Origin of the sequence: Paraburkholderia phosphatilytica (assembly GCF_003443895.1) — a bacterium.
Taxonomy (GTDB): domain Bacteria; phylum Pseudomonadota; class Gammaproteobacteria; order Burkholderiales; family Burkholderiaceae; genus Paraburkholderia; species Paraburkholderia phosphatilytica.
On sequence record NZ_QQOA01000002.1, the window covers coordinates 151309 to 163274 of the forward strand.

Genomic DNA, 11966 nt, shown 5'->3' on the forward strand with positions numbered 1-11966 from the left:
ATTCATTCGCACCTGCCCGTTGCCGATGGCCGTCAGTCAGCAACAGCGGTGGTTCGAAATCGCTGCGACATTGGGTGTGACCGACACCGAGGGCTTTTATCTTTTCGCTGTGGCAATGGTGAACCTGATCGCGGCCAGTGCGGAATACCTGCTGTTGATAGCGCTTTGGCGCCGTTACGTTCGCAGTCGCCAGAAACCGTGAAGCCTCGGTTCGCGCAAAACGGCGCGCCGAAACAAAACGCGGCACACCGTTGCCGGAGTGCCGCGTTCAACGCGTCGTAACGATCGGGTCTGCATGAACAGGTCTAACCTGCCAGGCAACCCGAAGTGTCGCTCAACGGGTGTCCATCAAGGCTTGTTCGACTCAAACAGATCCATGATCTGCTGCTTCTCGTTCTGCGTGACGTTCGGCGGCGGCGGTGGCGGCGTCATGCCCGCCGGCCCCGTGCTGCCCGTCGCATCGCTCGCGCCCGCGAGCGGATTCGCGGAATCGAGCCCGATGCTCGCGACGAAGCCGTTGCCCGGCGTCATGTCGGTGTAGTACAGCTCGCCGTTCACCGACGTCACCGTATCCGGCATCGGCGGTTCGGTCTGCGGTACGCCCTTCAATGCCTTGCCCATGTAGTCGACCCAGATCGGCAGCGCAAGCTGCGCGCCGAACTCGCGGCTGCCGAGACTCTTCGGCTGGTCGTAACCCATCCACGCGACCGCGACGAGCGTCTGCTGATAGCCCGCGAACCAGCCGTCCTTCGCGTCGTTGGTGGTACCCGTCTTGCCCTGCAGATCGGTACGGTGCAGCACGTTGGTGCCGGCGCCCGTGCCCGAGGTCGCCACCGAATGCAGCAGGCTGTTCATGATGTACGCGTTGCGCGGGTCGAGCGTGCGCGGCGCGCTTTGCCCCGCGACAAGCGGCTTCGCGACGGACAGCGGCTGGCCGCGCGCGTCCGTCACTTCAGAGATCAGATACGGATTGATCCGGTAGCCACCGTTCGCGAACACGCTATACGCGCCCGCCGACTGCAGTGGCGTGACGAGACCCGCGCCGAGCGCCATCGGCAGATACGGCGGCGTCTTGTCCGCATCGAAGCCGAAGCGCTGCGTGACGAAGTCCTGCGCGTACTTCGTGCCGATGAACGACAGGATGCGGATCGACACGAGGTTCTTCGACTTTTCCAGGCCGACACGCATCGGCATCGGACCGTCCGGCTGGTCGTCGTCCTTCGGCTCCCACGCGTCGCCGCCCGGCGCGCTCGGCGGGAAGTACAGCGGCGCATCGTTGATGATGGTGGCCGGCCCGAGCCCCTTGTCGAGCGACGCCGAATAGATGAACGGCTTGAAGCTCGAGCCTGGCTGCCGCCACGCCTGCGTCACGTGGTTGAACTTGTTCTTGTTGAAATCGAAGCCGCCGATCAGCGCGCGGATCGCGCCGTCCTGCGGCGTCAGCGACACGAGCGCGCCTTCCACCTGCGGCAGCTGCGTGATCGAGTAGTTGCCCTTGTCGTCGGTAATCAGGCGCACGATCGAACCGGGCTTGATGCGCAGCGTCTGCGACGCGCGCGGGCTCAGCGCGGCCGCGACGAAGCGCAGCCCGTCGCCCGCGATCGTGACGACCGTGCCGTCCTGCAATTGTGCCTTGACCTGCTTCGGCCCGGCATCCGTGACGACGGCCGCAACGATCTCGCCGTTGTCCGGGTGATCGGTGAGCGCGTCGTCGATCGCCTCGTCGCGATCGTCGCCGGGCGCGGGCAGCTGCACGAAGCCTTCCGGCCCGCGATAGCCGTGACGGCGCTCGTAGTCCATCACGCCCTTGCGCACCGCGCGGTACGCGGCGTCCTGGTCGGCGGAGTCGATAGTGGTGATCACGTTCAGGCCGCGCGTGTAGGTCTCGTCCTTGTACTGCGCGTACATCATCTGCCGCACCATTTCCGCGACGTATTCCGCGTGCACGCTGTACTCGGTGCCCGACACCTTCGCGTGGATCGGCTCCTTCACCGCCTGATCGTACTGGTCCTGCGTGATGTACTTCAGTTCGAGCATCCGCTTCAGGATGTACTCCTGGCGGATCTTCGCGCGCTTCGGATTGACGACCGGGTTATACGCGGACGGCGCCTTCGGCAGCCCCGCGAGCATCGCGGCCTGCGCGAGCGAAATGTCCTTCAGGTCGATGCCGAAGTACACGCGCGCCGCCGCGGCGAAACCGTATGCGCGCTCGCCCAGATAGATCTGGTTCATGTACAGCTCGAGAATCTGGTCTTTCGTGAGCGCGCTCTCGATCTTGTACGCGAGCATCATTTCGTAGATCTTGCGCGTGTACGTCTTCTCGCTCGACAGGAAGAAGTTGCGCGCGACCTGCATCGTGATCGTGCTCGCGCCCTGCGACGCGCCGCCATGCGCGAGATCGGCGAAACCCGCGCGCAGGATGCCGATGAAGTCGACGCCGCCGTGCTCGTAGAAGCGGTAGTCCTCGATCGCGAGCACCGCCTTCTTCTGGATGTCCGGGATGTCCTGGAAGCGCACCAGGCTGCGGCGTTCTTCGCCGAATTCGCCGATCAGCACGTGGTCGGCCGTGTAGACGCGCAGCGGCACCTTCGGCCGGTAGTCGGTGAGCGCATCGAGCGACGGCAGCTGCGGCGCCATCACGACGAGCGCGTAGCCGACGATCAGCGCGCCGACCACGCCGAGCGTGGCGATGAAGCCGGCGAACCAGAGGCCGATCGTCGCGATCAGCGGACGCCGGCGGGGCGTGCCCGACGATGGCTCGCGGCCGTTGCTGCGCCCTGGGTTGCGGTGGTTGGAGTACCGGTCGTCATCGGCCGGCGAATTAGGTGAAGGCGGTCGTTTGATAATAGGCATGACTGATTGGGTGGACGCGCTCTGCGCGCCGTCTGCACCTGCTGCTCGTGTGCATGTCGATCATGGGCCGCGGCGCACGGCGCGGTGCGGCGCGACGACTGCGGGTTGCTCGCTGGTTCGCTGGTGGTTCACTGATGCTACGCGGGTGATTCGTAATCGCGGTGTAAGCATGATGCGAACGCCGACCGCATTTTCGCATGACGCGACCGCTACACCCGTTTTCGCCACGAACCCCGCGTGGCGCGATAACCGGAGCGACGCAAAACAACAGCGCATTTTAAAGAATTCGTCCGAGGTACCGCCTGTTTTTTTGTAAGTATTTCCACGCGATTGAACCCTATCCGTACTTTTGCACCCAATTCTTTCCTCGACACAGGCGATTGGTCATGCAAAGCGGGTTGCGCAACACCTGTGCCCCGACGTTGCGCGCGGGGCCGCACCGTTCGCGCACGGTTGTTCACAGAAAATGCGGGTAAGCCTGTGGACAATTGCCCTGGAAAGTCTGCAAGCTGTTGAGGCGACGGCATTTTTGCGCGGCGCTCACGCGGTGGCCAGGCCGTGGTCAACCCGGCGGCGAGCGGCGTGCCACGGTTTCGCAATTGCGGAAGTCGCCTTATGATGAACCGTCGCACCGGCACATGAACAGGGGCATCGTCATTGCCCCCGGCACCCATACGCAGGCAAGCAGGCAGGCAAGCAGATCATGAACAAGCCCAGCGAACGCATTGTCGTTTTCGTGACGCCCGCGCAGAAACTCGCGATCGCTTCCACCGCCGAACGTCTCGGCATCAGCGTCAGCGAGCTCATGCGGCGCGCCGTGCTCAACTTCGGCGCGACCAGCGAACAGGTGAAGGCCGCGAGCATCGTCGACCGGCTCAACGCGCCGCGCGAACCCGATGCGCTGAACGCGGCGCTGCAACGGGTGGCAGCGGCGCAAAAACGGACGAACGCGCGCGGTAATCCAGCCGCTGCAACCGCTCCGAACGCGCTCGCGAACGCGAAGCGACCTGCCGCCACGCCAACCGAAACCGGTCACGCTCCTGCCAGCGCACACGTCGATACGGATGCTGACACTCACCAGCCTGTCGATACGGACGCAGCCGCGCGCGCACACGCCGACGATGCCGACGACACACAGGCGTCGTCGCTTGCGGATACGCTCGCTATCGCGCATCGCGCCGAGGGCGAAGACACCGACGAAGATGCCGTCGCGCGTGTCACCGCCGCATGGCGCGCGCATGGCGAGCGCGACCGCAACGACGCCGCGCCATCCGGCAAGCAGCCGCCCTCGCCCGCTTCCACCCAGAATGCGCGACGCGCGAAACCGCAAGCTGCGCGCGACGAAAGCGAAGACGATTCCAGCCCGGATCCGACGGCCGAAGGCGGACGTTTCGCATAGCGGCGTCCACATCCGTTTGCGCATCTGCTCATCGTATCTGCACGCGTCAGCGTAGCGTATTGAATTGGCCTTAATGAGCGGCCTTAAAGAGCGGCTTCAATATCCGTGTTTAAGACTCGTTTAAGCGCATGCATGGTGTAATATCCGCGTGCAGAAAAACGGTGTCATACCGCGCTCTGCGGTGTTGCGCGGATCTTTACATGCGAGCTGCAAGCGGCGCGAGTGCGTCTGTCAGGTGCTGTGGCGCCACCACGCCAACGCGGTATCGAACAGTTGCAATTGCCGCTATTGCATTTCACCCGCGCGCCCCGATTTTCACGTCGGCCGCATGCGCCACGTAGCGCGAGGCGGCGTAAGCTTGCAGATGGATCCGCCGCTTGCGCCGTCATGCGCACCGTCCGTGCGGCCTCGAGGCACTACGCCGCAACGGGGCAGCTCGACACGCAGGGTTCAACGGACGCGACGCCATGCAAGGCGCCGGGTCCACACTACGGAGGTATTCCATGTCGCTTTTCGACAGCATTTCGCGCACGGTGAAGGGTCTTCTGAACGACGCCGCCGATTCGGTGCAGGACCCGTCGCGCGACGCACGGCAGATCGTGCGTGAACTCGACGAAAGCATCGGCAAAGCGGAAAACTCGTTGATCGAGATCCAGGCGCAGGTCGCGACGCAGCAGAGCAAACGCGATGTCGCCGCCGACAAGGCGAAGAAATACGAAGACGGCGCGAAACGCGCGCTGCAAGGCGGCGACGAAGCGCTCGCCCGCGAAGCGCTCGCCGCGCAGGCGAACGCCGAGCAGGAGCGCGACGCGCTGAGCGCCGAACTGTCCACGCTCGAACCGTCGGTCGATCACCTGAAGCAGCAGATCGACGAGATGCGTCAGCGCCGCAACGACCTGAATTCGCGCTCGAACGTGCTGCAGGCGAAGCAGCAGATCGCGGAGGCGAAAGACGTCGCCGCGACGGCGCTGGGCGGCATCGGCGGGCGCAACCTGTCGGAAGACTTCCAGAAGATGGAAGACAAGGTGAACCTGTCCAACGCACGCGCGGACGCTCGCCTCAACTCGGCGGACACGAAGAGCGGCAAGGCGCTCGACGACAAGCTCGCGGCGCTGAACCGCGGTCCGTCGGTGGACGACCGCCTCGAAGCGCTGAAGAAGCAGATGAACCCGCCGGCGCAGTAAAGACCGGCACGCGTTGCGGTTCGCTGCTGCTGCCCGAACACCGGCCGAGGCACGCGAACTGCGACGCATGCAGCATCACGCTGCAACACCGACGTACATGCATGGAGACGGGCGCGAAAGCGCCCGGCCGCCTATGAAAAAGTTTCTCGCAGCCGCTTTCGCATCGTTGATGCTCGTGTCCGTTGCCGCATTCGCGGTGCCGAGCGCGACCCAGATCGAGTCGTCGATGCGGCAAGGCAACTGGCCTCAGGCCGATGCCCAGCTCACCGAAGTCCTGCAGGCGCATCCGGACAGCGCCCGCGCGCACTATCTGTACGGTCAGGTGCTCGACCGCGAAGGCCGCTATGCGGACGCGCTGTCGCAGATCGAACAGGCGAAGACGCTCGACCCGCAAACGAAGTTCACCGACGCGTCGCGTTTCGCGCAGGTCGAATCGAAGGTCCGCCACGATGCGCAACGCGCGGGCGCCGCGGCCACCAACGTGCCGAGCCCGCAAACGCCGCAGGCGAACACGATGATGTCGTCGCGCGCCAATAACCCGCTCGAACAGCAGTCCGCGCCCGCACCGGTGAAGCATGGTCCGTCGATGGGCCTGTGGATCGGCATCGTCGTGCTGTTCGCCGCGATCGCGCTGATTCTGCGCTGGACGTTGAAGCGCGCACGCACGACGGGCGACTCGCGCGCCGACGAAGACCGCCGCGCGCAGTTGCGACGCGCGACGGATCTGCTCAACGCCGTGCGCTCGCTGAAACTCGACGTGAAGCTGTCCACGCAACCTGGACATGAAGCGCTGGAACGCGAAGTGGAAGGCACCGAAGGGCAGTTGCGAGGCCTCGTGGAAACGCTGTCGAACAGCAGCAATCCGGTGCCGCCGTATCAGCTCGACGAGCTGGACCGCCAGGTCGCGAGCCTGCGGGCACGTGCCGAGGGTCGTCCCGATCCGAACGCGGCGCCGCAGCCCGGCATGGGTGGCGATTCCGCGTACGCGCGCGAAGCCGAACGCTTTGGCCAGCAGCAACCGCCCTACCCGTATCCGCCGCAGCAACAGCCGCCGGTCGTCGTGCAACAGGGCGGCGGCTTCGGTAGCGGCGTCGGTGGTCTGCTGACGGGCGTGCTGCTCGGCGAGGCGCTGTCGGGCAACCGCGACCGCGTGATCGAACGCGACGTGATCGTCGACCCGGAAGAAGAAGCGCGCCGCCGCGGCGGAGGCGACCCGAGCCAGGGCGTCGACTTCGGCCAGGGTTCGAACGACTGGAGCGATGGCGGTGGTGGTGGCGGCGTCGACTACGGCAGCAACGACGACTCCAGCGACTGGAACACCTAAGCGCTGCGTCGGTTTGCGATAACCGACCGATCGAGGCAGCAAAACGAAAATCGGCGTGCGAGCTAATCGCACGCCGGTTTTTTTCATGCACGCGTCACAGACAACTGCGATCGCTCAGGATCACTCAGCATCGACCAGCGTTCGCCTCATATAACGCGCGAACCGGCCTGCTCCAGCATCGACGCCCCCGCGAACAGCCGCACGATGAAGCGCTCCGCGTAGCCGACGAGCGCATCGCGCCGCGCCGCGTCCTCGATGTACTCGTGCGACAGATGGAACAGCTGCAGCACGATCTGCGTGCACACTTCGTCGATCACCTCACGCGCGAGGCCCGGCACGAGTTCCAGCTTGACCACATCGTCGGCCATTTCCGACGCGACTTCGCTCAGATTCAGCCGCACCGCGTCGCGCAACGCCGGCGACGTGCCGTGATATTCGGCGAGCGCGCAGCGAAACGCGTCGCGGTTGTCGAGCGCGAACGCGAAGAACGCGGCGCACGCACGGCGCGGCACGCTCTGCGGCTTGTCATGCGCGGCCAGCCAGCGTTCGCGCCGAAGCATCGGGCGCAGACGGCGACTGATCCATTCCACGGCTTCGCGCGCGAGATCGTCGAGCGTATCGAAGTGCCGGTAAAACGTGTTCGGATTGAGCCCGGCTTCGCGCGCCAGCTCGCGCAACCCGAGCGTGCCGAAGCTGCGGCCGCCGGCCGTGAGCCGCAGCGCCGCCTCGATCAGACGCCGCTTCCCGGGCGCGAGATCCGCTTCGAATTCGTCCATCATGGTTCGTCTATTCTGCAGAGTGGCCAGCATGACGCGCGTCACCCGATGCGCGCCGCAGGCTGTCACTGTAGCCGATCTTGACGGGATGTGTACAGTTGTCTACCCTCTCCCTGTACGCTGTAGACAACTGTAGACGCCCGCTTGATATCCGCTTGTCTGTCCCCGCCCGCGCGGCCTGTGTCGGGTGCTCTGAAGGAGATCCGTTTCATGCCGTTCGCGTCCCCGAATTCAACGTCCGGCGCGGCACATGCCAAGGCGCCGCGCATCGCGATCGTCGGCAGCGGCTTCGCGGGCATCGGGATGGCGATCCGTCTGCAGAAAATGGGCATCACATCGTTCATCGTGTACGAAGCGGCGAGCGGCGTCGGCGGCACGTGGCGCGAGAACACCTATCCGGGCGCCGCCTGCGACGTCCCATCGCATCTCTACTCGTTCTCGTTCGAACCGAATCCCGACTGGTCGCGCATCTTCAGCCCGCAGCAGGAGATTCTCGAGTACCTGAAACGCTGCGCTCGCAAGTACGACGTCGAGCGCTACATCCGCTTCGACACCGCCGTGCGCGCGGCCCGCTTCGACGACGCTCGTCAGGTGTGGCATCTCACGCTGGCGCGGCGCAGTGAACCGGCCGGCACAACGGAAACCGTCGAAGCCGACATCGTGATCGCCGCGACCGGCCCATTGTCGCGGCCGGAGTTTCCCGACATCGAAGGCCTCGACCGTTTCGGCAAGTTTTTTCACTCGGCCTGCTGGGATCACGACTATCCGCTCGCCGGCAAACGCGTCGCGGTGATCGGCACCGGCGCGAGCGCGATCCAGTTCGTACCGCAGATCCAGCCGCAGGTCGCGCAGCTCGCGCTGTTCCAGCGCACGGCGCCGTGGGTGATGCCGCGCGGCGATCATGCGGTCGGCGAGCACGCGCGCTGGCTGTACCGCACGCTGCCGTTCACGCAGCGCGTGGTGCGGCAGGCCATTTACTGGCAGCTCGAAAGCCGCGCGATCGCCTTCGTACTGCAGCCGAAGCTGCTCGCGATCCCGATGGGGTTCGCTCGCAGCTACCTGGAACGGCGCGTGACGGACCCGGCGCTGCGCGAGAAGCTCACGCCCAACCACACGCTCGGCTGCAAGCGCGTGCTGCTGTCGAGCGACTACTACCGCGCGGTGACGAAGCCGAATGTCGAAGTCGTGACCGCGCCGATCCGCGAGATCGTTGCGGACGGCATCGTCACCGCGGACGGCACGCATCATCCTGCCGACGCGATCATCTGCGGCACCGGCTTCCTCGTAAACGACGTGCCCACGCCGTTCGCCGTGACGGGCGCGAATGGCGCGGACTTGAGCGAGCGCTGGCTACGCGACGGACCCGAAGCGTATCTCGGCGTCAGCATCGCGGACTTCCCGAACTTCTTCATGATCGTCGGCCCGAATACCGGGCTCGGGCACAACTCGATGATCTACATGATCGAGTCGCAGATCCAGTACATCGCCGACTGCCTGCGCACGCTCCAGCACCGCGGCGCACGCACGATGGAACTGCGCGCCGACGTGCAGCGCGCATACAACGCACAGCTGCAGGCGCGGCTCGCGCGCTCGGTCTGGGCGAGCGGCTGCCGCAGCTACTACCAGACGAAGAGCGGCAAAAACACCGCGATCTGGCCGGGCTTTTCGTTCGGCTTTCGCCGCCGCACGCGCAGGATGCGCCCCGACGATTACCGCTTCGCGATCTGAGCGCGCCGATACCGACAACAGGCGCGCCGCATCGAGGCATGTTCGACCCACCATCACTCAGGGAGAGAGAGAGATGACACGAGCCGGATCCGCTTCGCCATCGCTTCGAACCACGCATGATGCCGCGCCTCGCGGTGCGCCGCCGCGCAGGTCGCTGGCCGCGCGCTTCGGCTTCACGAGCGTGCCGCGACTCGAACTGGTGCGCCGCTATACGCGCCACGATGCGCGCTTCGTCGAGATCATGGGCACCGACGTGCACTATCTCGACGAAGGCCGCGCAACCGATCCCGACGCGCCCGTGCTCGTGTTGATTCACGGCTTCGCGTCGTCGCTGCATACGTGGGATGCGGTTGCCGCCGACCTTGCGCGCGAGCATCGCGTGATCCGCTTCGATCTGCCGCCGTTCGGCGTGACGGGTCCGCTGCGGTCGTCGTCAGGGGCGATCGAAACGATCGACATCCACGTGTTGCGACGCTTCTTCGATACCCTGATGCAGGCGCTCGGCATCGAGCGCGCGACGCTGATCGGCAACTCGCTCGGCGGGCTCTTGTCGTGGGACTACGCGGTCCGCCATCCAGGTGCAGTGGACAAGCTCGTGCTGATCGATGCCGCCGGCTTCCCGATGAAGCTGCCCGTCTACATCGATCTCTTCAACCGGCGCCTCGTGCAGTGGAGCGCGCCGTGGCTGTTGCCCGAGTCGATCGTGAAAAGCGCGGTGCGCAACGTGTATGGCGACGCACGCAGGCTCGATCCGCTGACGCTGCGCCGTTACGTCGATTTCTTTCACGGCGAGCACACGCGCGAGGCGATCGCGAAGATGGTGCCGAAGCTCGTGTTCGACGACCTCGACACCGACGTGCTCGCGACGCTCGATGTGCCCACACTCGTGCTATGGGGTGCGAAAGACCGCTGGATTCCACCGGCGCACGCGGCCGAGTTCGCGAAGCGCATCAAGGGCGCGAAGTCGGTGATGTACCCGGGTCTCGGGCACATCCCGATGGAGGAAGATCCGGAGCGGGTGCTGACGGATCTGCACGCGTTCTGCGCGTTTCCGAGTAGCTAGCGCGCGAGAGCCGCCTGGCACGCGTCAAACGTTGACCGGAAACGGATTGCGCTCGTCGAAGCCCTGTTGATGCCAGTACGGATACGCCGGGCGCAGCCGGCTCGCTTCGTCGAGCTTCGCGACCTGCTCCGGCGTCAGGTTCCAGCCCACCGAACCCAGGTTCTGTCGCAACTGCTCCTCGTTGCGCGCGCCGATCAGCACGGTGGCCACTGTCGGCCGCTGCAGCAGCCAGTTCAGTGCGATCTGCGGGATGGTCTTGCCGGTTTCCTCGGCGATCGCGTCGAGCGCATCGACGACGCGAAACAGGTACTCGTCCGGCACCGGCGGCCCCATATCGGCCGTCTTGTGCAGGCGGCTTGCCGCCGGCAGCGGCTGGCCGCGACGGATCTTGCCGGTCAGACGCCCCCAGCCAAGCGGACTCCACACCACCGCGCCGACGCCCTGATCGAGGCCGAGCGGCATCAGCTCCCATTCGTAGTCACGGCCGATCAGCGAGTAGTACGTCTGGTTCGCGACATAGCGCGGATAACCGTAGCGGTCCGCGACGTCGAGCGACTTCATCAGATGCCAGCCCGAGAAATTCGACACGCCCGTGTAGCGGATCTTGCCGGCGCGCACGAGGTCGTCGAGCGTGGACAGCACTTCCTGCACCGGCGTTTTCGCGTCGAAGCCGTGCAACTGGAACAGGTCGATGTAGTCGGTCTGCAGGCGTTTCAGCGCGGCGTCGACCGCGTTGATCAGGTGAAAGCGCGACGAGCCGACGTTGTTCGGCTCGTCGTCGAAACGGAAGGTCGCCTTGGTGGAAATCAGCACCTTGTCGCGGCGCCCTTTCACCGCTTCGCCAAGCACCGACTCCGACGCGCCGCTCGAATAGATGTCCGCGCTGTCGAACATCGTCACGCCCGCGTCGAGACAGATGTCGACCAGCTTGCGCGCCTCGGCGACATCGGTCTCGCCCCACGCCTGGAAGAATTCGCCCTTGCCGCCGAACGTGCCGGTACCGAAGCTGAGCACCGGAACCTTGAAGCCCGATGCGCCGAGATGTCGATATTCCATGCTGATCCTCGTAAAGGTGGCGAAAGAAATATCAGGGTACTGCAACGTCCACGCGCATGCAGTCAGGCGGGCACGCGCTCGCCGGCACTTGCGTCACATGTTCGTGTACGCGCTGCACCAGCCGTGCTGCGCGACGAGCTTGTCGCCGAACGGCATGCATTTCGACCACGCGTCTTTCGGGCTGCCCTGGTACAGCGAGCAGTTCGCGCACGTCTGACCCGCGACGTAGTTCGGAAAGCGCGTCTTGTCGACCCGCGACGCATCGCGGACATAGCCGAGCGACTGGGCCTTCGGGTCGCTTTCGGCGAGCTTCTGCGCGTCCTCGCCGAACGCGGCGCGCGACAGCGCGACGGATGCGCCGGCGCTCAGGCTGGCGAGAATGAAGGTGCGGCGGGAGGCGGTCATGGGCGGGCTCGTCGATCTGCGGGCGGTTGAGCACTTCACGTTACCCGAGTTCGTCCGCGCATGCATGACGGCGGCCTTTCAGCTTTCGCGCCCATTTGCGGATCAGACCGCAGCGCATGCAGAAGGCAGGGTCGATACCGATAAGGCGCGGCGCCACCGCGGTCGATAGCGCATGGAG

General features: G+C 65.4%; 10 protein-coding genes. 6 read left to right on the forward strand and 4 right to left on the reverse strand.

Annotation, left to right across the window (positions count from 1 at the left end; all coding sequences use genetic code 11):
• Window positions 1–25 precede the first annotated feature (25 nt).
• Window positions 26–202, forward strand: a complete 177-nt coding sequence (locus DVS29_RS37170; RefSeq protein WP_164707829.1) for a hypothetical protein — start codon at window positions 26–28, stop codon at window positions 200–202.
• 146 nt (window positions 203–348) lie between these two features.
• Here the strand turns inward: DVS29_RS37170 and DVS29_RS02490 are convergent, their stop codons facing one another.
• The gene (locus tag DVS29_RS02490; protein WP_118178863.1) at window positions 349–2853 is read right to left on the reverse strand and encodes a penicillin-binding protein 1A; all 2505 of its coding nucleotides are present in this window, start codon (window positions 2851–2853) and stop codon (window positions 349–351) included.
• Between the two features lie 703 nt (window positions 2854–3556).
• Here DVS29_RS02490 and DVS29_RS02495 point away from each other — a divergent pair.
• From DVS29_RS02495 to DVS29_RS02505, 3 genes are all read left to right on the forward strand, one after another.
• Window positions 3557–4252 carry a plasmid mobilization protein gene (locus DVS29_RS02495; protein ID WP_118178864.1) on the forward strand — a complete coding sequence of 232 codons (696 nt, stop codon included), beginning with the start codon at window positions 3557–3559 and terminating at the stop codon, window positions 4250–4252.
• 503 nt (window positions 4253–4755) lie between these two features.
• Window positions 4756–5436, forward strand: coding sequence for a PspA/IM30 family protein (locus tag DVS29_RS02500; RefSeq protein ID WP_118178865.1), 681 nt, complete (start codon window positions 4756–4758; stop codon window positions 5434–5436).
• Between the two features lie 133 nt (window positions 5437–5569).
• Window positions 5570–6760, forward strand: a complete 1191-nt coding sequence (locus tag DVS29_RS02505) for a tetratricopeptide repeat protein (RefSeq protein ID WP_118178866.1) — start codon at window positions 5570–5572, stop codon at window positions 6758–6760.
• 146 nt (window positions 6761–6906) lie between these two features.
• On the opposite strand, the gene DVS29_RS02510 is transcribed toward DVS29_RS02505, so the two are convergent.
• Window positions 6907–7539, reverse strand: a complete 633-nt coding sequence (locus DVS29_RS02510) for a TetR family transcriptional regulator (RefSeq protein WP_118178867.1) — start codon at window positions 7537–7539, stop codon at window positions 6907–6909.
• Between the two features lie 207 nt (window positions 7540–7746).
• Between DVS29_RS02510 and DVS29_RS02515 the strand changes: the two genes are divergently transcribed.
• Together DVS29_RS02515 and DVS29_RS02520 are read left to right on the forward strand one after the other, a co-directional pair.
• Window positions 7747–9264, forward strand: a complete 1518-nt coding sequence (locus DVS29_RS02515; RefSeq protein WP_118178868.1) for a flavin-containing monooxygenase — start codon at window positions 7747–7749, stop codon at window positions 9262–9264.
• Between the two features lie 73 nt (window positions 9265–9337).
• The gene (locus DVS29_RS02520; RefSeq protein WP_118178869.1) at window positions 9338–10327 is read left to right on the forward strand and encodes an alpha/beta fold hydrolase; all 990 of its coding nucleotides are present in this window, start codon (window positions 9338–9340) and stop codon (window positions 10325–10327) included.
• A gap of 24 nt (window positions 10328–10351) precedes the next feature.
• Here DVS29_RS02520 and DVS29_RS02525 read toward each other — a convergent pair whose 3' ends face one another.
• Entirely contained in the window at window positions 10352–11383 is a 1032-nt protein-coding gene (locus DVS29_RS02525; RefSeq protein WP_118178870.1) for an aldo/keto reductase, read from the reverse strand.
• A gap of 93 nt (window positions 11384–11476) precedes the next feature.
• Window positions 11477–11788, reverse strand: a complete 312-nt coding sequence (locus DVS29_RS02530; RefSeq protein WP_118178871.1) for a high-potential iron-sulfur protein — start codon at window positions 11786–11788, stop codon at window positions 11477–11479.
• Window positions 11789–11966: the final 178 nt, after the last annotated feature.

Excerpts from the sequence above, each read along its gene's own strand:
- DVS29_RS02530 (WP_118178871.1), bottom strand. The coding sequence starts at position 11,788 with ATGACCGCCTCCCGCCGCACCTTCATTCTCGCCAGCCTGAGCGCCGGC.
- DVS29_RS02515 (WP_118178868.1), top strand. The coding sequence starts at position 7,747 with ATGCCGTTCGCGTCCCCGAATTCAACGTCCGGCGCGGCACATGCCAAG.
- DVS29_RS02495 (WP_118178864.1), top strand. The coding sequence starts at position 3,557 with ATGAACAAGCCCAGCGAACGCATTGTCGTTTTCGTGACGCCCGCGCAG.
- DVS29_RS02500 (WP_118178865.1), top strand. The coding sequence starts at position 4,756 with ATGTCGCTTTTCGACAGCATTTCGCGCACGGTGAAGGGTCTTCTGAAC.
- DVS29_RS37170 (WP_164707829.1), top strand. The coding sequence starts at position 26 with ATGGCCGTCAGTCAGCAACAGCGGTGGTTCGAAATCGCTGCGACATTG.
- DVS29_RS02505 (WP_118178866.1), top strand. The coding sequence starts at position 5,570 with ATGAAAAAGTTTCTCGCAGCCGCTTTCGCATCGTTGATGCTCGTGTCC.
- DVS29_RS02520 (WP_118178869.1), top strand. The coding sequence starts at position 9,338 with ATGACACGAGCCGGATCCGCTTCGCCATCGCTTCGAACCACGCATGAT.
- DVS29_RS02490 (WP_118178863.1), bottom strand. The coding sequence starts at position 2,853 with ATGCCTATTATCAAACGACCGCCTTCACCTAATTCGCCGGCCGATGAC.
- DVS29_RS02525 (WP_118178870.1), bottom strand. The coding sequence starts at position 11,383 with ATGGAATATCGACATCTCGGCGCATCGGGCTTCAAGGTTCCGGTGCTC.
- DVS29_RS02510 (WP_118178867.1), bottom strand. The coding sequence starts at position 7,539 with ATGATGGACGAATTCGAAGCGGATCTCGCGCCCGGGAAGCGGCGTCTG.